The sequence below is a fragment of the Listeria immobilis genome (assembly GCF_014322845.1).
GTDB lineage: Bacteria > Bacillota > Bacilli > Lactobacillales > Listeriaceae > Listeria > Listeria immobilis.
In genome coordinates this window covers 150,145-172,790 of record NZ_JAASUA010000006.1, presented here as the reverse complement: position 1 = coordinate 172,790, position 22,646 = coordinate 150,145, and the positions used below count along the sequence as shown (strand labels likewise).

Annotated in this window: 27 protein-coding genes and 4 tRNA genes; 29 read left to right on the top strand and 2 right to left on the bottom strand. The window is 35.3% G+C overall.

Annotation, left to right across the window (positions count from 1 at the left end; genetic code table 11):
* From HCJ45_RS09725 to HCJ45_RS09675, 11 genes are all read left to right on the top strand, one after another.
* Window positions 1-357, top strand: coding sequence for an STAS domain-containing protein (locus tag HCJ45_RS09725; protein WP_003721457.1), 357 nt, complete (start codon window positions 1-3; stop codon window positions 355-357).
* A 2-nt stretch (window positions 358-359) separates the two neighbouring features.
* Window positions 360-770 carry an anti-sigma regulatory factor gene (locus HCJ45_RS09720; protein ID WP_187124665.1) on the top strand — a complete coding sequence of 137 codons (411 nt, stop codon included), beginning with the start codon at window positions 360-362 and terminating at the stop codon, window positions 768-770.
* Window positions 771-785: 15 nt separating this feature from the next.
* Window positions 786-1,790 carry a PP2C family protein-serine/threonine phosphatase gene (locus HCJ45_RS09715; RefSeq protein ID WP_187124664.1) on the top strand — a complete coding sequence of 335 codons (1,005 nt, stop codon included), beginning with the start codon at window positions 786-788 and terminating at the stop codon, window positions 1,788-1,790.
* A 146-nt stretch (window positions 1,791-1,936) separates the two neighbouring features.
* The gene (locus HCJ45_RS09710; RefSeq protein WP_185380958.1) at window positions 1,937-2,281 is read left to right on the top strand and encodes an STAS domain-containing protein; all 345 of its coding nucleotides are present in this window, start codon (window positions 1,937-1,939) and stop codon (window positions 2,279-2,281) included.
* A complete protein-coding gene (gene rsbW / locus HCJ45_RS09705) occupies window positions 2,265-2,738 on the top strand; it encodes an anti-sigma B factor RsbW (RefSeq protein ID WP_185348445.1) in 474 nt (157 codons plus the stop codon). Before HCJ45_RS09710 ends, rsbW begins: the two co-directional genes overlap by 17 nt.
* Window positions 2,716-3,495 carry an RNA polymerase sigma factor SigB gene (sigB, locus tag HCJ45_RS09700; RefSeq protein ID WP_185348443.1) on the top strand — a complete coding sequence of 260 codons (780 nt, stop codon included), beginning with the start codon at window positions 2,716-2,718 and terminating at the stop codon, window positions 3,493-3,495. Before rsbW ends, sigB begins: the two co-directional genes overlap by 23 nt.
* Window positions 3,496-4,095 carry a PP2C family serine/threonine-protein phosphatase gene (locus tag HCJ45_RS09695; RefSeq protein WP_187124663.1) on the top strand — a complete coding sequence of 200 codons (600 nt, stop codon included), beginning with the start codon at window positions 3,496-3,498 and terminating at the stop codon, window positions 4,093-4,095.
* A gap of 561 nt (window positions 4,096-4,656) precedes the next feature.
* Window positions 4,657-6,834 carry a Tex family protein gene (locus HCJ45_RS09690; protein ID WP_185348439.1) on the top strand — a complete coding sequence of 726 codons (2,178 nt, stop codon included), beginning with the start codon at window positions 4,657-4,659 and terminating at the stop codon, window positions 6,832-6,834.
* Window positions 6,834-7,301 (top strand): SprT family protein, encoded by a 468-nt coding sequence (locus HCJ45_RS09685; RefSeq protein WP_187124662.1) that lies wholly within the window; start codon window positions 6,834-6,836, stop codon window positions 7,299-7,301. Before HCJ45_RS09690 ends, HCJ45_RS09685 begins: the two co-directional genes overlap by 1 nt.
* A 51-nt stretch (window positions 7,302-7,352) precedes the next feature.
* Window positions 7,353-7,425, top strand: a tRNA-Asn gene (locus tag HCJ45_RS09680).
* Window positions 7,426-7,428: 3 nt separating this feature from the next.
* Window positions 7,429-7,516, top strand: a tRNA-Ser gene (locus tag HCJ45_RS09675).
* Between the two features lie 291 nt (window positions 7,517-7,807).
* Here the strand turns inward: HCJ45_RS09675 and HCJ45_RS09670 are convergent.
* Window positions 7,808-8,434, bottom strand: coding sequence for an FMN-dependent NADH-azoreductase (locus HCJ45_RS09670; protein ID WP_187124661.1), 627 nt, complete (start codon window positions 8,432-8,434; stop codon window positions 7,808-7,810).
* Window positions 8,435-8,587: 153 nt separating this feature from the next.
* Between HCJ45_RS09670 and HCJ45_RS09665 the strand changes: the two genes are divergently transcribed.
* From HCJ45_RS09665 to HCJ45_RS09615, 11 genes are all read left to right on the top strand, one after another.
* Window positions 8,588-8,935, top strand: coding sequence for a winged helix-turn-helix transcriptional regulator (locus tag HCJ45_RS09665; RefSeq protein ID WP_187124660.1), 348 nt, complete (start codon window positions 8,588-8,590; stop codon window positions 8,933-8,935).
* Window positions 8,936-9,144: 209 nt separating this feature from the next.
* Window positions 9,145-9,537 carry an iron chaperone gene (locus HCJ45_RS09660; RefSeq protein WP_187124659.1) on the top strand — a complete coding sequence of 131 codons (393 nt, stop codon included), beginning with the start codon at window positions 9,145-9,147 and terminating at the stop codon, window positions 9,535-9,537.
* A 143-nt stretch (window positions 9,538-9,680) separates the two neighbouring features.
* Complete coding sequence (gene celB / locus HCJ45_RS09655) at window positions 9,681-10,967, top strand: PTS cellobiose transporter subunit IIC (RefSeq protein WP_187124658.1); 1,287 nt, start codon at window positions 9,681-9,683, stop codon at window positions 10,965-10,967.
* Window positions 10,968-11,048: 81 nt separating this feature from the next.
* A complete protein-coding gene (locus tag HCJ45_RS09650; RefSeq protein ID WP_187124657.1) occupies window positions 11,049-11,762 on the top strand; it encodes a GntR family transcriptional regulator in 714 nt (237 codons plus the stop codon).
* Window positions 11,763-11,963: 201 nt separating this feature from the next.
* Window positions 11,964-12,035 (top strand) — tRNA-Glu (locus HCJ45_RS09645).
* Between the two features lie 25 nt (window positions 12,036-12,060).
* Window positions 12,061-12,133, top strand: a tRNA-Asp gene (locus HCJ45_RS09640).
* Between the two features lie 126 nt (window positions 12,134-12,259).
* Entirely contained in the window at window positions 12,260-12,640 is a 381-nt protein-coding gene (locus HCJ45_RS09635; protein WP_185346527.1) for an OsmC family protein, read from the top strand.
* 113 nt (window positions 12,641-12,753) lie between these two features.
* Entirely contained in the window at window positions 12,754-13,428 is a 675-nt protein-coding gene (locus tag HCJ45_RS09630; RefSeq protein WP_185346525.1) for a YdeI/OmpD-associated family protein, read from the top strand.
* A gap of 130 nt (window positions 13,429-13,558) precedes the next feature.
* A complete protein-coding gene (locus HCJ45_RS09625) occupies window positions 13,559-14,056 on the top strand; it encodes a tyrosine phosphatase family protein (RefSeq protein ID WP_187124656.1) in 498 nt (165 codons plus the stop codon).
* Between the two features lie 28 nt (window positions 14,057-14,084).
* On the top strand, window positions 14,085-15,434 hold the full coding sequence (gene gorA, locus HCJ45_RS09620; protein WP_187124655.1) for a glutathione-disulfide reductase: 1,350 nt from the start codon (window positions 14,085-14,087) through the stop codon (window positions 15,432-15,434).
* A 27-nt stretch (window positions 15,435-15,461) separates the two neighbouring features.
* Window positions 15,462-16,136, top strand: coding sequence for a histidine phosphatase family protein (locus HCJ45_RS09615; protein WP_185346519.1), 675 nt, complete (start codon window positions 15,462-15,464; stop codon window positions 16,134-16,136).
* A 37-nt stretch (window positions 16,137-16,173) separates the two neighbouring features.
* Here the strand turns inward: HCJ45_RS09615 and HCJ45_RS09610 are convergent, their stop codons facing one another.
* On the bottom strand, window positions 16,174-17,310 hold the full coding sequence (locus tag HCJ45_RS09610) for an AI-2E family transporter (RefSeq protein ID WP_187124654.1): 1,137 nt from the start codon (window positions 17,308-17,310) through the stop codon (window positions 16,174-16,176).
* A 141-nt stretch (window positions 17,311-17,451) separates the two neighbouring features.
* On the opposite strand from HCJ45_RS09610, the gene HCJ45_RS09605 reads away from it, so the two are divergent.
* The 7 genes from HCJ45_RS09605 to HCJ45_RS09575 all read left to right on the top strand — a co-directional run bounded on the left by HCJ45_RS09605 (window position 17,452) and on the right by HCJ45_RS09575 (window position 22,645).
* Window positions 17,452-17,838, top strand: coding sequence for a GntR family transcriptional regulator (locus HCJ45_RS09605; protein ID WP_187124653.1), 387 nt, complete (start codon window positions 17,452-17,454; stop codon window positions 17,836-17,838).
* 2 nt (window positions 17,839-17,840) lie between these two features.
* Entirely contained in the window at window positions 17,841-18,944 is a 1,104-nt protein-coding gene (locus HCJ45_RS09600) for a DUF1648 domain-containing protein (RefSeq protein ID WP_187124652.1), read from the top strand.
* Between the two features lie 91 nt (window positions 18,945-19,035).
* Window positions 19,036-19,551 carry an effector binding domain-containing protein gene (locus tag HCJ45_RS09595; protein WP_185380951.1) on the top strand — a complete coding sequence of 172 codons (516 nt, stop codon included), beginning with the start codon at window positions 19,036-19,038 and terminating at the stop codon, window positions 19,549-19,551.
* Window positions 19,552-19,652: 101 nt separating this feature from the next.
* Window positions 19,653-20,465, top strand: coding sequence for a formate/nitrite transporter family protein (locus HCJ45_RS09590; protein ID WP_185346509.1), 813 nt, complete (start codon window positions 19,653-19,655; stop codon window positions 20,463-20,465).
* A 249-nt stretch (window positions 20,466-20,714) separates the two neighbouring features.
* Window positions 20,715-21,020: a PTS sugar transporter subunit IIB gene (locus HCJ45_RS09585; RefSeq protein WP_185346507.1), complete on the top strand. Its 306-nt coding sequence runs from the start codon at window positions 20,715-20,717 to the stop codon at window positions 21,018-21,020.
* Window positions 21,021-21,023: 3 nt separating this feature from the next.
* Complete coding sequence (locus HCJ45_RS09580; protein ID WP_187124651.1) at window positions 21,024-22,292, top strand: PTS sugar transporter subunit IIC; 1,269 nt, start codon at window positions 21,024-21,026, stop codon at window positions 22,290-22,292.
* A gap of 14 nt (window positions 22,293-22,306) precedes the next feature.
* Window positions 22,307-22,645, top strand: a complete 339-nt coding sequence (locus HCJ45_RS09575) for a PTS sugar transporter subunit IIA (protein ID WP_185346503.1) — start codon at window positions 22,307-22,309, stop codon at window positions 22,643-22,645.
* Window position 22,646 lies beyond the last annotated feature (1 nt).

Here is a 22,646-nt window from a genome sequence, read left to right as displayed (position 1 = left end):
GTGGGGATACCAATCTTAAAATTAGGTGAATGTTTATTAATTTCTATCCAAAGTGAACTAGATGATCATACTGCGGTAGAATTCCAAGAAGATTTACTAGCAAAAATCCATGAAACGTCGGCCAGAGGAGTAGTTATTGATATCACTTCGATCGATTTTATTGATTCGTTTATTGCAAAAATTCTTGGAGATGTAGTAAGTATGTCTAAACTTATGGGTGCAAAAGTGGTTGTAACTGGGATACAGCCAGCAGTTGCGATTACATTAATTGAACTCGGAATTACTTTTAGTGGAGTACTTTCGGCGATGGATCTTGAAAGTGGTCTGGAAAAACTTAAACAGGAATTGGGGGAATGAATATGACATTCCAATCCTGTGTGAAGATAATTAATGAATGGGACATTGTGGCTGCAAGGCAACTAGGAAGAAAAATATCCAAAGAAATTGGCTTTGGAACAGTTGACCAAGCTAGGATTACGACAGCCATCAGTGAACTAGCAAGAAATATTTTCCTTTATGCTGGAAAAGGAGAAATCTGTATCGAAAAGGTTAGCGAATCAGGTAAACAAGGTATGATTATTGTTGCCAAAGATAATGGTCCAGGAATTGTTGACCTTAGAAAAGTAATGCAAGATGGCTACACAACATCAGGTGGACTTGGTGCAGGACTTCCAGGAGTGAAGCGTTTAATGGATAGTTTTGATATTGAAACCAGTATTGAAGGAGAAACTAAAGGAACGGTAATTACAACGACGAAATGGGTTCGGTAAGGAGAGCTAGAAAAAATGGAAAAAGCTTTTGAGGGAAAATACCGAGATATTCTTATTCAATATTTAGAACATCAAGATGAAGAAGTACTTTATACTTGTGAAAAATTGTCCCGAGTGGCAATGGAAGAACGTGTTTCACCAGAAGAAATTATTCATTTGCATCGCTCGGTATTGGAACAATATGGAGAAGAGCTACCAGAATTTGTGCGTTTATCATTTGATATATTGTTAGAAATTATGGTTGGCTATGGTTTGGCATATATGGAACATCTGAGCCTGCGAACAGAACAAAAAGAATTACGTAGTGAAATTGCTCAAGCAGAAGATATGCAAAAAACTTTAATGAAGACAGAAGTACCTGAAAAAGCTGAACTTGATTTTGGTGTGATTAGTGTTGCAGCCAGACAAATGAGTGGAGATTATTATAGTTTTACAGAAGAAGGCGATAATAAAATTGGCATCGCACTTGCAGATGTTATTGGCAAAGGTATTCCAGCAGCCTTTAGTATCTCCATGATTAAATACGCTTTGGCAGGAATGACTGGCGATGATAGAAAACCATCTATTGTACTGGAAACGCTAAATCAAGTAGCAGAAGAAAATATTGATGATAATATGTTTATTACGATGTTTTATGGCCTTTATCATGAAGATACACATTTATTTGAATACGGTTCTGCTGGTCATGAACTTGGCTTATATTATCAGCATCAAGAAGGTATATTTTCTGATCTTTATGCCAAAGGGTTACCACTAGGCGTAGATAAAAATACTATTTACCGTCAATTTGATAAAAAGATTGAAGTGGGTGATGCCATTTTTATTATGTCTGATGGTGTAACTGAAACAAGAACTGCAAATGGTTTTATTGAACGTGAAGAATTAACAGAAATAATAGCAACCTATATTAGTTTACCTGCTAAAAAAATGGTACGAGCAATATACGACCATTTAGTCAAAATGCAAAACTTTGAACTACATGATGATTTTACACTTATTTGCATTAAACGAACAGAGTAATAAAGTAAAACGTATCTCATTTCTCGTTTGTCCACATTAATGTGAGTAATCGTTAATACGCAGAGACGTTTTTATTTTTTCAATGTTTTGTTTTTATTTGTAAGGGTAAACTGCAAAGATACTTAAAATTATGATGGGGTGAAGTGATGAATATTAACATAGAAGTAAAAGAACGAGATGCTAAACACGTAGATATATTTGTTGCTGGAGAAATTGATGCATATACAGCTCCAAAAATTAAAGAAGCACTAGAAATTTATCAAGTACAAGAAGGAATCGTTTTACGCGTGGATTTAACAGAAGTAAGCTACATGGATAGCACTGGTTTAGGTGTTTTTGTAGGAGCATTTAAAAGCTTACGCCAACGTCAAAGTGAACTTGTGTTGTTTGGTTTAAGCGACCGGCTTTTCCGATTATTTGAAATTACAGGATTGTCAGATATCATTGAAATCAAAAATGTAGAGGGTGAAATGAATGGCAACAACACATGACAAAATTACATTACAACTTCCTGCCAAACCTGAATATGTCAGCTTAGGGAGGCTTTCATTATCAGGTATAGCAAGCCGTGCAGGATTTTCCTATGAAGCAATTGAAGATTTGAAAATAGCTGTTAGTGAAGCAATTACTAATTCTGTGAAACATGCATTCAAAGAACAAGAAGACGGTGAAGTCACAGTAGAATATCTTGTATATGAAGATAGACTCGAAGTTCGAGTTTCCGATAGTGGAACCAGCTTTGATTTAGAAAGTCGTAAACAAGAAATTGGTCCCTATGATGTAGGGGAAGATGCGGAAATGTTGCGCATTGGCGGGTTAGGCTTATTTTTAATTGAAACATTAATGGACGATGTGAAACTTTATTATGATGAAGGGGTTTCTGTCGTTATGACCAAATATATTAATGAAAAGCAGGTGGAGGAGAATGCCAAAAGTATCTCAACCTGATAAAGAAGCAAAAGAAAAAGTGTATATTTGGATTGCCGCCTATCAAGAAAACGGTGATCAAGACGCTCAATATAATCTAGTAGTACATTATAAAAATCTGGTAGAATCTATTGCGCGAAAATATTCTCAAGGTAAGTCTTTTCACGAAGATTTAGTTCAAGTTGGAAATATTGGTTTACTCGGTGCGATTAGACGCTATGATGCAACATTTGGAAAAAGTTTTGAAGCATTTGCTGTGCCTACAATTGTGGGTGAAATTAAACGCTTTTTACGTGATAAAACATGGAGTGTGCATGTACCACGTCGTATCAAAGAACTTGGACCCAAAATTAAGAATGCCGTCGAAGAGTTAACACGAGAACTCCAAAATTCACCTCAGATCAGTGATATTGCTGATTTTATCGGTGTGACTGAAGAAGAAGTCTTAGAGGCAATGGAGATGGGCAAAAGTTATCAAGCGCTTTCTGTGGATCATTCGATAGAAGCAGATTCGGATGGAAGTACGATTACATTGCTAGATGTTGTTGGTGGTACTGATGATGGTTTTGAACGTGTGAATCAACGCATGCTTTTAGAGAAGGTTCTCCCTGTTTTAGATGAGCGAGAACAAAAAATATTGCAATATACTTTTATTGAAAATCGCAGTCAAAAAGAAACTGGTGAGCTACTTGATATATCACAAATGCACGTCTCTAGAATTCAGCGTCAAGCGATAAAAAAACTTCGAGAGGCTTTGCAAAATGAGGAAGTGGAGTAAATGAACAACACGGTTGAATCAAATAATTTATTTGCATTTCAACGTTCTAAAGCCTTACAACAATATTGCGGGGATGTTTATTTTACCCATGAAGACGAAACTGGATTTCTTTATGTGCTTTCTGATGGTCTTGGTAGTGGGATAGAAGCTAATAGAGCGGCGAGAGCCACTATTGATGCTATAAAAGAAGATATCCATATTGACTTGACTTTGATGCTTGAAAAGGCTAATCAGGCAGTCTCAGGGCTTCGTGGTGCTGCTATTGCGATTATCAAAGCAGACTACTTAACTAAAACTATTTATTATACTGGTATGGGAAATATTCGGTTTTATATGATTGGTTCAGAGGATAAGCTTGTTTTTCCGCTTTCGGGATCTGGTTTTTTATCAGGAAGAAAGCAGAAGTACCGCTTGCAGACTTATAAATATAAACCTGGAAGTAAGTTTATTCTTCATTCAGATGGGCTTGTTCTTTCTCGGGTTAGAAATAACCTCGAGTCTCAAATGTGTGTGACAAAATTAGGACATCTAATCGAGCAAGCTATTTTAGATATACCTTCCGATGATGTTACTTTTTTGTTAGGTCAGTTTCCAGATTAAGAAAAACATCTTTTGAGCTTGAAAAGGCTTGAAAGATGTTTTTTGTTTTAAAGGAAGAGAAAAAGACAATAACTATATTATCTAACAAAGAGCAGCAATTTTTAAAATCTAATTATGTGGAAAATGTCGTTTTATATTCGCGGAGCAATGTTGCTTTGCGTTTTTTTGCACGGATTAAAATATACATGTAAGGAAGAGAGCGTAAATTGAAAAAGAGTTTTATGGAATAGTTTGAAAGATGATATAGGGCAAGACTTAGAAAAGACATGCTAGCCGATATGATTGTGTCAATTTTTGGTGGGTTTGAATAAATTATTTTCACCAAATTAAAACAGAATTTTTCAAGCATGGCGAACAAATTTTCATTACTGGACTAAATGAAAAAGCCAAAAAGAGGCTTGAAAATTGCGGACAATATAATCAAATTGATGAAGCGCATTTCTTTTTATAAACATTCATTATGCCGAAATTGCTTTAAATCAACAGAATAGATAGCTTTTGTCAGTTGAATCCTAATTATGGTACACTTAATAAATAATGAATATTGGAGGCAACTAAGTTATGGAACAAATGCAAGATAAAATAATAAAATTAGTACATAAATCACTACAGTATAAACCAAATCAAATTAATGCAGTCATAAAATTAATGGAAGAAGGCAATACTGTTCCATTTATTGCCCGTTACCGAAAAGAAATGACTGGTAGCTTGGATGAAGTTGAAATTCGTGATATTGAAGAAACATTTGAATATGTTACCAAATTAGAAAATCGTAAAGAAGAAATAATTCGTTTGATTGATGAACAAGGAAAATTAACGGATGAACTTAGAAATGCCATTATTAAAGCCGAAAAACACCAAGCGTTAGAAGACTTATATCGCCCATATAAACAGAAAAAACGTACGAAAGCAACTATCGCCAAAGAAAAAGGTTTAGAGCCATTAGCGAACTGGTTGATGAGTTTTCCAACTAACGCTGATCCATTAGCAGAAGCGGCGAACTATATTTCCGAAGAAAAAGAAGTTGAGTCAGCTGAAGCAGCCTTACTTGGCGCGCATGAAATTATCGCAGAACAAATCAGTGATGAACCAACTTTCCGTGAATGGATTCGTAATTTTACACGTAAATTTGGAATGGTAGAAGCAAGAGGGAAAAATATTGAAGCCGATGAAAAAGGCGTTTATGAAATGTATTATGAATTCAATGAAATGATTGGCAAAGTAGCAAGTCACCGCGTTTTAGCATTTAACCGTGGAGAAAAAGAAGATATTTTACGTGTACAAGTACAAGTAGATACAACTAAAATCTTTGCTTATTTATTTGAAAAAGTGATTCAGAACCGAAATTCCAATACACGCCCATACGTAGAAGAAGCAATTTTAGATGCGTATAAACGTTTTATAGGTCCAGCAATCGAGCGCGAAATTCGCGGAGAACTAACAGAAAAAGCAGAAGAACAAGCAATTCATATTTTTTCGGAGAATTTGCGTAAATTACTCTTACAACCACCTCTAAAAGGAAAAATAATTCTTGGAGTCGATCCAGCTTTTCGAACTGGTTGTAAATTTTCTGTACTAGATAAAACTGGAAAAGTGCTAGAAATCGGTGTGGTTTATCCACATACAGCTAAAGCGCGCCGACCAGAAGCTAAGCAAAAAATTGCAGAAATTTTGTCCACCTATCAAGTAGAAGTTATTGCTATTGGAAATGGTACTGCTTCTCGTGAAACAGAGCAGTTTATTGTCGAAGTAATCCGTGAGTCTCATTCAAATGCTTATTATTGTATCGTTAATGAAGCAGGAGCAAGTGTTTATTCGGCAAGTGAAACAGCACGTGAAGAATTTCCGGATTATCAGGTAGAAGAACGTAGCGCTGTTTCTATTGGTAGACGTTTACAAGATCCACTTGCTGAACTTGTGAAAATCGACCCTAAATCTGTTGGTGTAGGTCAATATCAACATGATGTGGCCCAAAAACGCTTAAATGAAACACTCACATTTGTTGTAGAAACAGCGGTTAACCAAGTAGGCGTAAATGTAAATACTGCCTCTGCTTCACTTCTACAATATGTTGCTGGATTAAATAAAACGGTAGCCAATAATATTCGCAAATTCCGGGAAGAAAATGGCTCTTTTACATCTCGAAAAGAATTGAAAAAAGTACCTCGTCTTGGAGCAAAATCATATGAACAAAGTATTGGTTTTTTACGAATTTTAGAAGGTGAAAATCCGCTTGATCGTACTGCAATTCACCCGGAAAGCTATAAAGCAGCAGAACAAATCGTTAAAGCTGCTGGTTTTAATTTAAAAGATATTGGTAGCGCAGAGTTAAAAGAGGCGCTTCAAGCTTTAAGTGTACCGGAAGAAGCAGAAAAACTAGCAATTGGTAAGGAAACGATGCGTGATATTATTGATAATTTAATTGCACCAGGACGCGATCTTCGTGATGAGCTTCCGGCACCACTTTTAAAACAAGATGTTATTTCGATGGAAGATTTAAAACAAGGAATGGAATTACAAGGTACTGTTCGTAACGTGGTTGATTTTGGAGCTTTCGTTGATATTGGTGTCAAACAAGATGGACTTGTGCATATTTCAAAACTTAGCAATTCCTTTGTTAAAAATCCAATGGACATTGTTTCAGTTGGAGATGTTGTCACTGTTTGGGTGGATGAAGTAGATATGAAGAAAAATCGTATTGCACTAACAATGCGGAATCCAAACGGAAGTGTTAAATAATGAAACAAGCAGAATTGCAGCAACACATAGAAGAAGTGTCGCTGCAATTTTTCCACAAAGAATTTCGCCACCAGGCAAGCTTTAATAATAGACTGCGCACAACTGGAGGTAGATATTTACTTCAAAGCCACAATATCGAAATGAATCCCAAATATCTTGAAAATTTTGGATTAGCATATTTTATAGATATTATGAAACATGAATTATGTCATTATCATCTACACCTAGAGAAAAAAGGGTATCAACATCGAGATAAAGATTTCCGGGAATTACTAAAAAAAGTAGGTGCACCACGATTTTGTGCAACAATACCACGAGAAATAACTATGCATGAATATACATGCGAGCATTGCAAGAAATCCTTTTTAAGGCAACGACGTTTTAATGTAAATCGTTATCGCTGTGGGGCTTGCCAAGGTAGATTAAAAGAAACTGGCTCCCAAAAAATTTATACAGAAAATGCTTAAAAGTCTTGCTTTTTAAGCGTTTTCTGCGTATACTAATGGAAGTCAGATAATTCCACAGTAGCTCAGTTGGTAGAGCAATCGGCTGTTAACCGATCGGTCGCAGGTTCGAGTCCTGCCTGTGGAGTTTGGGGAAGTACTCAAGTGGCTGAAGAGGCGCCCCTGCTAAGGGTGTAGGTCGCTCGCGCGGCGCGAGGGTTCAAATCCCTCCTTCTCCGTTGAAACAAAAGTCAGTAATCTAGAATTACTGGCTTTTTTATATGGAACTAAAAAACGAATCTCTCTTACTTTTCAATTTGCCCAATTAACTGGTTTTATGATTGCCCGAAATTATAAGGAATTTCAATGCAATTTTTTTCTAAAAGGATTTGCTGTTCGTGCAAAATAAATTTGGTACCCTTAAATTAAAATCATGCCTCATTGTCGCAACTATGCAAACTTTACAGTAGCGTTAGGAATTGGTTAAACCTTCCAAGCGAATGGGAGGAGGCAAGTTTCTCTATGAAAAATTAAAAATTACTTGCAATAATTTTCGCTTCTTTGATAGCATTTTTCTTTATTTTATCAGTGTCATTTGACGATTTCGTAACACCTTCAATAAAAATAGCTTGAACATCCTTTACACCAAAGAAGGCTAATATTGTTTTAATATAAGAAAAGCCGTGCTCTTCGCCTTGCGATATACCGGTATGATAATTTCCTCCCGAAGATTGAATGCACAATGCTTTTTTTTCTAATAAAAGTCCTTGTGGTCCCTCTTTTGTAAATTTAAATGTTTTTCCTGCGATAGAAATATTGTCAAAATAAGCCTTAAGCACTGGAGGGACACCAAGATTCCAAAGAGGAGTTGCAAAAACATATTTGTCTGCATGGATAAATTGATCCAAGTTTGCCGTCATCAATTGAACTTTTCGTTGATGTTCTTCATAAAGTTCATCGTATTTGACTGTTCCAAAAACGCTCCCTAAAATTGCTTGATCCAGAAAAGGAATTTCTGTTTTAAATAAGTCTAGCTCTTCAATTTCGTCATTGGGATTTAATCTTTTATATTCTTGAATGAATTCTTGTCCAACAGATAAACTAAATGAATCATTGACGGTTTTTACATTTGCTGTGATATATAATATTTTTGCCATTTACTAATAGCCTCCGATTTATAATGTAATTTTGTTTGCCGGCTTACTTGCTTGTTGCATCAACTGATGTTATCATTTTAACAGTTATTTTCATTTGCACAAGAATGCACTTTTTTGTAAGGTACTACCTAAAATGATAGTAAGGAGAAAATTATGAATCGAGAAAAAATTTTTAATTGCCCGGTTGAAGCACCTATTTCTTTCATTGGTGGAAAATATAAAGCTATTATTCTTCATCACTTAACAAACCATACTTTACGTTTTAATGAATTACAAAAACTTGTTTCAAAAGCTACTCCTAAAATGCTTACACAGCAATTACGAGAACTTGAAAGAGATGGGTTAATTAGTCGGAAGGTATATCCGGTCGTTCCTCCAAAGACAGAATACGCTTTGACAGATTTTGGGAGGAGTTTAACGCCAATATTAAAAGCCCTTTGTGACTGGGGTACAATTTATATAGAGAACGATTGTACTTGGATTGCCACAAATCCTTCTTAAAATAACATGATATAGTTAACCTAAATATACACAAAGTCAATATTATAGGTATTTTTTTAAAAGATATCTTAAAACTAGATGGCATAGCTATAGTTTTAAGGTGTTTTTTATTTGGAAAATATTATTAGTAGAGATCCATTTTGATTTAAAGTTGGGTTTCATAAATAAAGTTGTTATAATAATAAAAAGGTTTCAAGAAAGGAATAGATATGGATAATAAATTAGCATTTTCAACGATTGATGAATATATCGAAGGGATGCCGCCAGAAACACAAGCAACTCTACAGCGAATTAGAGAAACTATCCAAGCCGCCGCTCCTGAGGCAACCGAAAAAATTAGTTATCAGATGCCAACGTTCTATTTTGAAGGAAATCTTGTTCATTTTGCGGTTGCAAAAAATCATTTTGGTTTTTATCCAGCGCCCAGTGGTATTGTTGCTTTTGAGTCTGAAATAAGTGAATATAAACATTCTAAAGGAGCCGTTCAATTTCCGATTGATCAACCAGTTCCATACGATTTAATAACAAAAATAGTTACTTTTCGACTAGCTGAGAACAAACAAAAAGCAGCAGAAAAGTTAGCGAAAAAAAAGAAAAAATAGTAAAAAAGCTTTCTCCTTAAAGGGAGGAAGCTTTTTGTTTGGTCATTTATATATAAAAGACTAGACATTTAATTCAAAATGAGTATAATAATAAATAGAAAACGTTTTCTTTTTAGAAATATATCATGTTTGGGGGAAGTAAATTGAATAAGTTTATGGAGTTACTTGGGGAGAAATTAATGCCTTTTGCTGCAAAACTGGGAGAGAATAGGTATTTAACAACATTACGAGATGCATTTATGTTGGCATTCCCACTAACTATGTTTGGTTCGATTGCTGTTGTTTTAATGAATTTACCATTTTGGAGCGATGAGACAAAAGCGGTATTGCAGTTATACCTTGGAAATGCACAAAGCGCCACGATGAGTATTATGACTGTTTTTGTTGTTTTTGGAATCGGGTATTCTTTATCTAAATATTATAAAGTGGAAGCGATTTATGGGGGTGCTGTTGCCCTTGCTAGTTTCTTGATTTTAACGCCATTTTTCTTTAATAGTCCAGATGGAGAACTTATTACTGGAGCTCTTTCACTTGATCGTCTCGGAGCAAAAGGAATGTTTATCGGGATGATTAGCGGTTTTATTGCTGCAGAATTATATCGATTTTTTGTTCAACGCGATTGGACAATTAAAATGCCAGCAGGAGTTCCACCAGCAGTAGCTAAATCATTTGCAGCACTAATTCCGGCCATTTTAACATTAAGTATCTTTTTAATAGTTAATGTTATTGTACAATTCTTCTTTAATACAAACTTACATGATGTTGTTTATACAGTTATTCAAAAGCCATTAGTAGGGCTAGGTTCTGGAATTGTTCCAACTTTAATTGCGCTATTTTTTATTCAAGTATTGTGGTTTTTCGGGCTACACGGGCAAATTATTGTCAACTCGGTGATGGACCCAATTTGGAACACTTTAATGCTGGAAAATTTAGATGCATATAAGGCTGGGTTACCATTACCACACATAGTTACCAAACCATTTATGGAAGTATTTACGGTAGGTATGGGTGGCTCTGGGATGACTCTAGCAGTTGTAATTGCGCTAGCCTTTCTAATGAAAAGTAAGCAAAGTAAAGAAATTGGTCGATTAGCGCTTGGACCAGGACTTTTTAACGTAAATGAACCGGTACTTTTTGGGATGCCAATTGTATTAAATGCGACAATATTAATTCCATGGATTATTGCACCACTTATCGTAACAGCACTGAATTATTTTGTAATGGCTGCTGGGATTGTTCCAGCTCCAACAGGGGTTGCTGTTCCTTGGACTGTACCAATTGTAATTAATGGTATTCTTGCAACTAACTCATGGCTAGGAGGCGCACTTCAAGTAGTAGATTTCTTTATTGTCTTAGTCATTTGGTACCCATTCTTAAAACTGGTTGATCGTGCTAATATTGCAAGAGAATCAGAAGCAGTTGAAAAATAAGTTATGTTTTGTTATTCGATATGCTATAATTTGATTTGACATGGCTAGACATTTTTAATTTCGAATGAAGGAGCGGTCGAATTGGTTAAGTATGAAATGATAGCAGCTGATATTCGCGATAAAATAAACGACGGTACTTATCCACCGGAATCTATTCTTCCTGATCAAGTTAGTTTATGTGAAACGTATGATTGTAGTAGAATGACAATAAAAAAAGCATTTGATGTGTTAGCGCTCGAAGGTCTTGTTTACAGGCAACGAGGAGCGGGAACTTTTGTTATGAAAAATGCGCTGGCGAACAAACAAGATGCTAGTTTACGAGAGTATGATGGACTTACCAAAATGATGGGTGATAATCGCATTACAAGTAAAATTATTGCGTTCGACATCACCTTCCCTGATGAAAAAACGCAAGAACAACTTTTAATTAAAGCGGATCAGCCTGTTTATAAATTGATTCGTTTACGCCTTTTGGATGGAAAACCTTATGTATTAGAGCATACGACTATGCCCGCAGATCTTGTCCCAGGTCTAACAAAAGAAATTTTACATCATTCAATTTATGCGTATCTACAAGAGTCACTTAAGCTTGTTCTTAGCGGTGCATTTCGAAAAATTAATGCGGATAAGCCGTCTAAGTATGATCAAGAATATTTGGCTTGCGGAGAACATGATCCAGTGCTAGAGGTGGAACAAGTCGTTTATTTAAAAGATGGAAGACCTGTTGAATATTCAAGATCTAGACATCGCTATGATACAAGAAGTTTTATTATGGTTGATCATCGCGAAAAGTAAAATAAAGTCAGAGAGAATACGTTCCTCTGACTTTATTTTTATAGGAAAAATGCATAAAAAATCTTCTGCAAATAAATTTAAAAAATACGAAATAAAATTAAGGAAATGCGTTGACAGTGTCTCAAATTATGTTATAATAAAAAAGCTGGTGTAAGAGAAATGAATTTTATTGAATATATATTCATTTTTTAATTTTTCTCTGGCCCGTTGGTCAAGCGGTTAAGACACCGCCCTTTCACGGCGGTAACACGGGTTCGATTCCCGTACGGGTCACTTTTTATTCATTTTATATACATATGGTTCCGTGGTGTAGGGGTTAACATGCCTGCCTGTCACGCAGGAGATCGCGGGTTCAAATCCCGTCGGGACCGCTCTTAAAAGAATTCAAGTTTAACTTGGATTCTTTTTTATAGTCAAAATTGGACAACTATTTTTATTTGAGCTATAATCTTATTAATCGGATAAGAATTGTAAGATATAAATTGGAGGAATAAACAATGGATTTAGTGAAAAACGGAAAAGTATTAGAACTTGTGCATCCAAATGGCAATTGGCCTTTAATTAAAGAAGAGGGTTTTTCGCCAGTTCAAATAACCGTTGCGGCAGTTGCAGCTTGTAGTGGCTATGTATATCAAACTTTGCTAGAAAAGAAACGAATAGAGGTAAATGATCTTAGCCTTCATACAGAATATGAGCAAGATCAAGAAAGTGCTGTGCATGTGATAACAAAAATAAATGTTACTTTTACTGTCGACTTAGTGGATAAAAACAACGAAGCAAAGGCAGCAAAAGCCGTTCATTTAGTGAAAGATGCTTGCCCAGTTGCTAAAAGTTTGGATCCATCCATTGAAATTAACGAAATAGTTGTCTTTAAATAATCTCTGAAAGGACTGAGCAAAAAAGCTCAGTCTTTTTTTGTATCTAGTGTGGCTTGCTTACTTCAAGAGAAGCATTTATACTGAAAGCAAACTAGCAAACGAGGTGGCTTGAAATGGAAGAAAAGACAATAGTAGAGAAACTCCGACTAACAAAATTTAAAGAAGCAGTGATTCTGGATGCGCCAACGGATATGGACTATTTTCAGCATTTACCAAGTTATGACAAACAACTGGCTAATAAGCAATATGATTTAATTTTTAAATTTGTAAAAACATTAGATGAGTTAGTTGTATTTATTAACCAAGTGATTACAGATAACCAACTTTTAGCGGATGGGTATGTGTTTATTGCCTATCCTAAAAAAGGAAATAAAAAATGGGATACATATGTTCACCGTGATGAGCTGATGCCAGCGCTTAAAACGGACGAGGAAGGATACATTGGACAAAGCAACTTGAAATTTGCTCGAATGGTTGCGCTTGATGAAACTTATACAGTTGTTGGAATGAAAGAGGCAACAAAGTTAAAAATAAAAGGTGTTAAGAAAAATAATCCTTCCGCCGATGAATATGCCGATTATGTTCCGCAAGTGGTAGCTTTTTTAGCGGATAAAGGAGATTTAGCAACTTTTTATAGTAATTTAGCGACTGGTTATCAACGAGTCTGGGCGAGGTATATTTATTCTGCCAAACAAGCAGCTACACAAGAAAAAAGGCGACTGGAAATGGTAGATATATTAAGTCAAGGTTATAAGACCAAAGAACATTTTAGACAAGGGAAAAAGTAACCAAATATTTTTTGGTTATTTTTTGCGTTTGAAACAGCTTCCTTATGTAAAAAAACATAAGCATGTTAGAATAGAGAGGAAATGAATTGTAGAAAAAATCTTGGTGAACCGAAAAAAGGGGACGTGCAGGATGGCGAATTATATTAATAAAGCAAGGCGCCAAATTGACTTTGATCCATTTGATTTACGAATAGTTGCTGTGCCAGAAGTAGTAGCGGTTACTTTTAAACCACGAAACGAGCACACATTGCTTATTCGTATTGCGGATGTCGGCGCAACCTATCAGCCATTAAAAAATGAATCACTTTTCGAAGCTATTTTGCCTGTTCACTTTAACGATATAAACGAACAAGATGATTACTGGGGATTAAGTGAGAAAGAAGAAGCAGAAATGAAACTCTTTAATGAAGCGCATCGGGAAATGATTTATAAGTTTATTGACGCACATCCAGATTTCACTCAAATTATTATCCATTGTCATGCTGGAGTAAGTAGAAGTAGTGCGGTTGCCATGGGTATTGCTGAACATCTTGGTGACAATGATACGTTTACTAAACTCCAAGAAATCAAACGTTATTTACCAAATCCGCGGGTTCTCACAATAATGCGAGGCGAGGCGTATTTATAGAAATGAAGAAAAGTTAGGAGAGATTCGTATGGAAAGTCATTATGATTATATTGCAATCGGTGGGGGAAGTGGCGGAATTGCTTCCATTAACCGAGCTGCGATGCATGGAGCAAAATGTGCATTAATTGAACCGAAATTTTTAGGAGGAACATGTGTAAATGTAGGCTGTGTTCCTAAAAAAGTAATGTGGTATGGTGCGCAAATAAAAGAAGCAATGGATTTATATGCAGATGCTTATGGTTACAAAGTAGATGCAACTTTTAACTTCCAAAAATTAGTGGAAAATCGTTCCGCATATATTGAGCGAATTCGTGGCTCTTATAAGAATGGTTTAGATAATAATAAAGTTGATTGGATCAAAGGTTACGCAGAGTTTGTAGATAAAAATACATTAAAAGTTAATGGAGAAATAATTACCGCAGATCATATTTTAATTGCAACTGGAGGAGAACCAGTACTTCCTTCTATTCCAGGCGCTGAATATGGAATTACTTCAGATGGCTTTTTCGACCTAAAACAACTACCAAAAAAAGTAGCGATTGTTGGTGCTGGTTATATCGCAGTTGAGCTTGCTGGCGTTTTACAACAACTTGGATCAGAAACGCATTTATTTGTACGTAAACATGCACCACTTAGAAAGTTTGATCCTATTTTAACAGATACATTAACAGAGATAATCGAGGAATCAGAAATGACATTACATAAACACGCTACTCCTCAAAAAGTTGAAGAAAACGCGGATGGAACGAAGACTTTATTTTTAGAAGACGGACGAACAGAAACAGTCGATGTACTTATTTGGGCAATTGGACGAAAACCTGTAATACATGGTCTACAAATTGAAAAAGCTGGTGTAGAACTGCTAAAAAGTGGACATATAGCTGTAGATAAATTTCAAAACACGAATGTTCCTGGTATTTATGCAGTTGGTGATGTTACTGGTCATTATGAATTAACCCCTGTTGCAATTGCAGCTGGTAGACGCTTATCAGAACGGCTTTTTAACAATAAAGAAAATGCGCATCTTTCCTATGAAAATATTCCAACAGTCGTATTTAGCCATCCAGCAATAGGTACAGTAGGTTTAACTGAACCAGAAGCCATCAGTAAGTACGGCAAAGAAAATATCAAAGTATATACATCTAAATTCACTTCTATGTATACAGCGATAACAGATCACCGTGAACCTTGTCGAATGAAATTAATTTGTGAGGGAAAAACAGAACGGATAGTCGGTTTACATGGTATTGGATATGGCGTGGACGAAATGATTCAAGGTTTTGCTGTTGCAATTAATATGGGAGCAACCAAAGCGGATTTCGATAATACGGTCGCTATTCACCCAACCGGATCAGAAGAATTTGTTACAATGAAATAAGAAAGCTTATGGAGGAGGATTACTTAAATGGGGAAAAAATTATCACTTTATTTTGTAAGACATGGACAAACTTTTTTAAATAAAAACTTACGGATGCAAGGCTGGGCCGATACACCACTTACACCAGAAGGAATTGAAGTGGTGAAGGAAAGTGGTCGTGGACTTGCTGAAACAGAATTTGTAGCCGCTTATTCCAGTGATTTACACCGAACAATAGCTACAGCGGGCTACCTTTTAAAAGAAAACAAGCATGCGTTTGGTCTAACATTAGAACCGCTAAGTGAATTTCGAGAAACTTTCTTTGGGTCTTATGAAGGCGAAAAAGGCGATGTTGCATGGAATGAAATTGCGAAACATATGGGGTATGCAAGCCAAGAAGAACTATTTCAAAAAGCAGATGTTCGCGAAACAATGAATGGGACAAAAGCAGCTGATCCAACAGGTGATGCAGAAGACTTTATGACTTTTTGGACGCGTGTGGAACAAGGCTTCTTACATGTGATTAATCGTCACCGCGAAACAGGTGGAAATGTTCTAATTGTTGCACATGGTAATACTATCCGTAATATTGTTCATGAACTTGAACCGTCGCTTGATGAGGCGGTAATACTGGATAATGCAAGTGTAACGGTGCTAGCATATGAAAATGGTTTATTTAAATTAGAACGATTAAATGATACTTCTCATTTTACGAAAGCATAAGAAAAGCGCTTTAGGAACTAATCCTAAAGCGCTATTTTTATGCTTTTGGTGCAGGTGGATCAGGTGGATTATTTTCTAATGCCAGTTCGTCTCGCCTTAATTTAATTAAACGGTTAACATTGAGGATAACAGTTTTAACAACAGCGTATACTGGTACACCTAAAATCATTCCAAAAATACCAGCCAAATTACCAGCTACGATTAAAATGATAATAATGGTTAATGGATGAATGGATAATGATTTACCCACAATATAAGGAGAGAGTAAATTAGAATCAAGTTGTTGCACAATCGTTACAACAATAATAACGAGTAATGCTTGAAGTGGCGAAGTGAAAAGCGCCACGATGACTGCAGGAGCCGCTCCAATAAAAGGTCCAAGATAAGGGATAATGTTTGTTGCACCGGCAATTAAACCAAATAATAATGCATAAGGCTGTCCGATAATTAAATAACCAACAAACGTAAACAAACCAACTACTAAACAGTCAATTGCTTGGGAACTAATATAAGTTGAAATAGTTTTGTTCATTTCTTTAATGATTTGTTTAGCTTCCTCACGAATTGCCGCTGGGAAGAAATTACCAGAAGACTCTACAAACTTATGACCATCTTTAAACATGTAAAATACGATAAACGGTACGGTAACAAGAATCATTACAAAACTAGAAACGAATGAAATAATGGCACCAAAGCTAGAAGCAACACCATCTACTACAGCTGACATAATTTTCGGCAGGGAGATATTTAATTTATCTAATTCAGCTTTTAAGTCAATTCCTTGGATAGATGGATTATTTGAAACACTTTGCAACCATTTTTCAAAATCTTGCCAATATGCAGGAATTGCTTTAGCAAGCTCAGTTACTTGATTAGCAAGTGTTGGTCCAAGTTGCATAACCGCAAGAACGACAAGTGTAATAAATGCAATGAAAATAATAATAACACTAAGAATTCGAGGTACTTTTCTTTTTTCTAGAAATAGTACTAATGGGTTAAATAAATAGAACAGAAAGCCTGCAACTAAAATTGGCATAAATAAAGTAGAGACGATAATGCCTATTGGTGAAAATATGTATTTCATTTGGAGCAGGATAAATACAACTACGACAACAGCTAAAATCTCCATTGTCCAAAAGAACAGTTTACTATCCCTAAAACGTGAAAACTTCAAATTTTTCCCTTCTTTCTAAAACCTTTTTGTTATTTTTTATAGTACCATTATCTGCTTTAAATAGCCACTGAATTTACTATGATTGACTTGCAGTTATATTTGTTATACAATGTATATAACAGTTTAGAGAGAGGTGTTTCTATGTTACTTGCAGTGGATCTTCAATCAGATGAGCCAATTTATACCCAAATATGTGACCAAATTATTGAAGGAATGGCCAAGCGAGAACTTTTGCCAGGAGATAAACTCCCATCAGTAAGAAGCCTCGGTGCGGATATTGGTATTAATTTTCATACAGTAAATAAAGCTTATCAAATATTAAAACAAGGCGGGTTTATTCAAATTCATCGGCAAAAAGGGGTAGTTATCCATCCAGATGGTGTCCAGAAGGCGGATGAGCAATTTTTAGCTAAGCTACAAAGTAAATTAAAGCCGCTTATTGCAGAATCGGTTGTTAGAAGCGTAACAGAAGAAGAATGGATAAAAATAAGTAAGGCGATTTTTGAGGACTTGAAAGGATTGGACTAAAAATGGAAATTATCATATATATTTTTGTTAGTATAACTATCATTTCATTACAAGCAATTACACCATATATTATTCGAAAATCAGAATGTTTTGGTGTCAATGTAGGAGAACGGTCAAATCGAAAAGCTGACTTAAAACAACTAAAAAAACAATATGTCGGGCAAGTTTCTTTATGGACGAGCTTTGTAGCTATCATCGGAATTGCTCTATTGCAAGGATTTCATATGAATGAAGCTGCCCAAGCCGGAATTTTTATTGGGTCCATGTTTTTACAACTGATTGTATCATTTATTATTTACTATCGGTTCCATAAAACGACACTCCAATGGAAACGAGAAAAAATCATGTCTGGAGAAATCTCGACAAATTCTATCGTAACAGTAGCTACGAGTTTTCATCGCAGGAAAATGGTAATCTCCTATACTTGGTTCATTGTGCCACTACTTATTTTTATTATTACACTAGCTATTACAGTCGTATTTTATCCGCAAGCACCTATGGAGTTTCCAACACATATGGATTTACAAGGAAATATAACGAGTACAACAGAGAAGTCGCCGAGTAGTGTCTTATTTTTCCCAATGCTACAATTAGTGATGATTGCTGTATTTCTATTTATCAATTTTGTTATTGCGAGAAGCAAGCAAATCGTTGAAAATGAAAATCCAGCAGACTCTTTAAAAAGAAATATGCTTTTTAGACAAATATCTAGTAAGTTTATGTTAATTATGTGCACAATTTTAATTATTGATTTCCTTGTGATTCAACTCGTCTTTTTATTGTCTTTACCAATTGAAATGATGATTACTACGATGATTATTTCGCTCATAGTTATTATTTTAGGAGTGATTTTGCTTGCTGTTAAAGTTGGGCAAGGCGGCAGTAGATTGAAATTTTCAACTGAACCAGACGGAGTGAATAAGCCAATTCGGGATGATGACTCATTCTGGAAAGCAGGCGTTTTTTATTTCAATCGCAACGATCCAGCCTTATTTGTTGAAAAACGCTTTGGTATTGGTTGGACCATAAATGCAGCTCGTCCAGTTGCTTGGTTATCTTTCCTTTTTATTATCGTAGCTATAGTTTTAATCAGTCTGTTGTTTTAAGTTAAGCAGATTGGGGTATTTACTATATGTTATATTTAAAAAAACAAACATCTTCTGGCGTCATATTCTTTTAAAAAAGGAGTAGATAATCATGGCGATTAAATCAAAACGACTAGAAGAATGGGAAGGATTTACCGGTATAGCACTTGTTCGTCAAGGGCTGGAAACGGAAGCTTTTCGAGCAGAAGTAAAATTAGCATTTCGACAAATGCTCCATTTAGCTGAGGAGTTAGATGATTTCTCCGAGCAAAAAATAGTTTACGGGATTTCAGTGCATAATATAGAAGATGGCTTAACGCACTATGCTGTTCTTCCTGTAGAGCAAAAATACACTGAATTAAAAGATCCGTTAGAGTGGATTGAAGTTCCAGCACATACTTACTTTGTTGCCGAACACATTCCAGAAACAGATTTAAACGAAAGCTATCAACAAATTGCCAATGCGATTAAAGAGAAAAAATATAAACCTTATATCACAGCAAATAATCCGATTTTTGATCCACTACCTTTCAAATTAGAAGTCTATTCTAAAGAGGCGGGACAAATCACCAATATTGAAATTAGAATCCCTGTAATAAAAGAGCTTGATACGCAAAATGATGCCTAGGACATTTGTTCTGGGCTTTTTTATACTAGCAAGCTTTTTTTGATTGTGCTATAATAATAACGCTATTTTGTGATTATTTTAACAAGAAAGAAGGGATTCATGTGGGATATTATAGCCCGCAGGAAGTAACAGAGATTACTATTGAGAAAGGAACCCAAAAAGCGAATTCTAGTACTTTAACGCTTGTTTTACTCGGATTTTTGGGTGGTGCATTTATCTCACTCGGTTACTTATTATACATACGTGCAGTTGGAACGATGCCTCACGAATGGGGAAGTTTTGCTACGCTAATAGGAGCAAGCCTTTTTCCAGTAGGGTTAGTATGCATCTTACTTGGTGGAGGAGAGCTAATTACCGGAAATATGATGGCGGTAGCGATTGCATGGTATGACAAAAAAATATCTTTTCAACAATTACTTAGAAACTGGGCAATTGTATCAGCAATGAACTTAGTAGGAGCCTTCTTTGTGGCTTATTTCTTTGGACATTTTGTTGGACTAACAGAAGGAGACTTTTTACCAAAAACAATAGCGACTGCTGGAGCTAAAGTTAATGACCCATTTTGGGTAGCATTTGTATCAGGAATAGGCTGTAACTGGTTTGTTGGTATAGCTGTATGGCTATGTTATGCAGCTAAAGATTTCGCTGGAAAAATTCTCGGGATTTGGTTCCCAGTGATGGCTTTTGTTGCGATTGGATTTCAACACGTTGTTGCCAATATGTTTATTATCCCAGCCGCAATTTTTGCAGGGTACTATTCATGGGCAGATTTCATTTGGAACGTAATCCCAGTTTATTTAGGAAATGTAGTAGGTGGAGCAATATTTGTTAGTTTGTTTTATTTCCTAGCATATAAGAAAAACGCTCCCAAAAAAGTAAAAGAAGAAGTACATCAGCCAATTGAAGAAAGTTAAAGAAAGAAGCTATCTGTTTTTTTAATAGATAGCTTTTTTGAAAAGTTATTAACTAGTTGAAAAAGCAAGTTTATATATTAGTAGGAAATGAGTTTTATGATTGATTTTTTTGTAAAAACTTTATTTTAAAAAGAAATCCTCTTCGTTAATTACGGAGGGGATTTTTCCTATTACTAGGAAAAAAATGTATTTGTAAGCGAATACAAAGGTTTATATAATTAGACTAAGTTAAAGAAAGGGAGGATACAGATGAAAAACATTTTACTTATTTGTGGTTCAGGAGCTTCCAGTGGATTTATGGCAGCTGCAATTAGAAAAGCGGCGAAGAAACAAGGAGAACAAGTTACAGTAAAAGCAGCAAGTGAGTCTCAAATCGACGAACGAATTAATGAAATTGATTACTTATTAATTGGTCCACATTTGTCTTATATGTTAGATGATTTAAAAGAAAAAGTGAAAGACAAAGACGTATTAGTAACTGTTATTCCTCAGGCTACTTATGGCTCTTTAAATGGTGAAAAAGCCTTGGAACTAATTTTGAATATGGAGGGGTAAACAATGAACAACAAAGTGATGGATTTTATGACGAATAAATTTGCTCCAAAAGTAAATAAAGTTGTTAAAAATCCTTGGGTATCTGCAATACAAGATGCAATTATGTCGGCGCTTCCACTCGTTTTTGTCGGTTCTTTAGTTACCATTGTCTCTTTACTTAAAAATTTATTTCCGAAGATGCCTGATTTCTCGATGATTAGTAACTTTTCTTTTGGAATGTTTGGTTTAGTAGTTTCCTTTTTAATTCCTTATTATGTGATGGAAAAGAAAGGAAATAGCAGCCAAAAATTAATTGCTGGTGCGACTGGACTAGTCCTATTCTTAATGCTTTTATTTCCAACAATAACAGCGGATGGAAATGCAGTGTATATTTTATCTAGATTTGGAGCAACAGGGATGTTTCTATCAATCACTACTGGTTTATTTGTCAGCGTAGTAATGAATTTTGCTGCAAAACGCTCTCTGTTTAGTGAAGACACACCAATTCCAGATTTTGTTGTTGGTTGGTTTAATAGTCTTTTACCAATTACATTTATTTTAATAGTTGGCTGGTTAATTACGGTACAGTTTAATATTGATTTCTTTGAAGTGATTATTGCTGTATTTAGTCCATTAGCTTCGATTGTACAATCTTATCCAGGGTTTGTATTATCGGTATTTATTCCTGCATTTCTTTATACGTTTGGGATTTCTGGTTGGGTCATGATGCCAGCAATTTATCCAGTATATATGGCTGGACTTGCAGCAAATTCAGAAGCAGTAGCTAATGGTGGAACAGCTACAAATATTGCTACACAAGAAACAGTCTATGCTTTAATTTCTATTGGTGGCGTTGGAACGACATTATCACTTTCTATTATGATGCTAATTTTAAGTAAATCAATCCAATTAAAAGCAATCGGAAAAGCCGTAATCGTCCCATCAATTTTTAATATTAATGAACCATTATTTTTCGGAGCACCCATTGCATTTAATCCATACTTAATGATTCCAACTTGGATAAATGCCTTCTTAGTGCCTAGTATTGCATATTTTGTTATGACAGTTAATTTAGTCAATATACCAGCACAATCATTCTTACTTTGGTATATGCCGTACCCGGTAACTTCTTATTTAGCAACACAAGATTGGCGAGGAATTATTGCCTGTTTAGCGATTATTGTTATCACGTGGCTTGTATACCTACCATTCTTTAAAGCATATGATAATTCTTTACTTAAAAAAGAAAAATTAGAAGCACAAGAAACAAATCAAGAAATGGCTACAAATTGATTGGAGGAACCAAAATGTCAGAGCAAGACTATATAGAAGAGACAGATAGTTTGAATGAGCTATCAATGAATATATTAATTCATGCAGGAAATGCAAGAAACGATTTAGTACATGCTTTGAATTTTTTAGAAGAATTAGATTTTGACAAAGCAGAAGAAAGTATCCAAACAGCAAAAAAAGAAATTGTTATCGCACATGGATTACAGACAGATACACTCCAATTAGAAGCGTCAGGTAATCAAATTCGCTATTCTACCCTTTTCTGCCACGCACAAGATACATTGATGACAGCGAAAAGTGAGATTTTAATTGGTGAACATATGGTTAGATTATTTAAAAAAATGAATAAATAAA

What these genes read in the sequence shown, in the direction of transcription:
- gorA (WP_187124655.1), top strand. Translation starts at nt 14,085, where the DNA reads ATGGAAAGTCATTATGATTATATTGCAATCGGTGGGGGAAGTGGCGGA.
- HCJ45_RS09690 (WP_185348439.1), top strand. Translation starts at nt 4,657, where the DNA reads ATGGAACAAATGCAAGATAAAATAATAAAATTAGTACATAAATCACTA.
- rsbW (WP_185348445.1), top strand. Translation starts at nt 2,265, where the DNA reads ATGGCAACAACACATGACAAAATTACATTACAACTTCCTGCCAAACCT.
- HCJ45_RS09580 (WP_187124651.1), top strand. Translation starts at nt 21,024, where the DNA reads ATGAACAACAAAGTGATGGATTTTATGACGAATAAATTTGCTCCAAAA.
- HCJ45_RS09575 (WP_185346503.1), top strand. Translation starts at nt 22,307, where the DNA reads ATGTCAGAGCAAGACTATATAGAAGAGACAGATAGTTTGAATGAGCTA.
- HCJ45_RS09605 (WP_187124653.1), top strand. Translation starts at nt 17,452, where the DNA reads ATGTTACTTGCAGTGGATCTTCAATCAGATGAGCCAATTTATACCCAA.
- HCJ45_RS09695 (WP_187124663.1), top strand. Translation starts at nt 3,496, where the DNA reads ATGAACAACACGGTTGAATCAAATAATTTATTTGCATTTCAACGTTCT.
- HCJ45_RS09670 (WP_187124661.1), bottom strand. Translation starts at nt 8,434, where the DNA reads ATGGCAAAAATATTATATATCACAGCAAATGTAAAAACCGTCAATGAT.
- HCJ45_RS09600 (WP_187124652.1), top strand. Translation starts at nt 17,841, where the DNA reads ATGGAAATTATCATATATATTTTTGTTAGTATAACTATCATTTCATTA.
- HCJ45_RS09635 (WP_185346527.1), top strand. Translation starts at nt 12,260, where the DNA reads ATGGATTTAGTGAAAAACGGAAAAGTATTAGAACTTGTGCATCCAAAT.
- HCJ45_RS09685 (WP_187124662.1), top strand. Translation starts at nt 6,834, where the DNA reads ATGAAACAAGCAGAATTGCAGCAACACATAGAAGAAGTGTCGCTGCAA.
- HCJ45_RS09720 (WP_187124665.1), top strand. Translation starts at nt 360, where the DNA reads ATGACATTCCAATCCTGTGTGAAGATAATTAATGAATGGGACATTGTG.
- HCJ45_RS09630 (WP_185346525.1), top strand. Translation starts at nt 12,754, where the DNA reads ATGGAAGAAAAGACAATAGTAGAGAAACTCCGACTAACAAAATTTAAA.
- HCJ45_RS09660 (WP_187124659.1), top strand. Translation starts at nt 9,145, where the DNA reads ATGGATAATAAATTAGCATTTTCAACGATTGATGAATATATCGAAGGG.
- HCJ45_RS09595 (WP_185380951.1), top strand. Translation starts at nt 19,036, where the DNA reads ATGGCGATTAAATCAAAACGACTAGAAGAATGGGAAGGATTTACCGGT.
- sigB (WP_185348443.1), top strand. Translation starts at nt 2,716, where the DNA reads ATGCCAAAAGTATCTCAACCTGATAAAGAAGCAAAAGAAAAAGTGTAT.
- HCJ45_RS09715 (WP_187124664.1), top strand. Translation starts at nt 786, where the DNA reads ATGGAAAAAGCTTTTGAGGGAAAATACCGAGATATTCTTATTCAATAT.
- HCJ45_RS09625 (WP_187124656.1), top strand. Translation starts at nt 13,559, where the DNA reads ATGGCGAATTATATTAATAAAGCAAGGCGCCAAATTGACTTTGATCCA.
- HCJ45_RS09665 (WP_187124660.1), top strand. Translation starts at nt 8,588, where the DNA reads ATGAATCGAGAAAAAATTTTTAATTGCCCGGTTGAAGCACCTATTTCT.
- HCJ45_RS09710 (WP_185380958.1), top strand. Translation starts at nt 1,937, where the DNA reads ATGAATATTAACATAGAAGTAAAAGAACGAGATGCTAAACACGTAGAT.
- HCJ45_RS09585 (WP_185346507.1), top strand. Translation starts at nt 20,715, where the DNA reads ATGAAAAACATTTTACTTATTTGTGGTTCAGGAGCTTCCAGTGGATTT.
- HCJ45_RS09615 (WP_185346519.1), top strand. Translation starts at nt 15,462, where the DNA reads ATGGGGAAAAAATTATCACTTTATTTTGTAAGACATGGACAAACTTTT.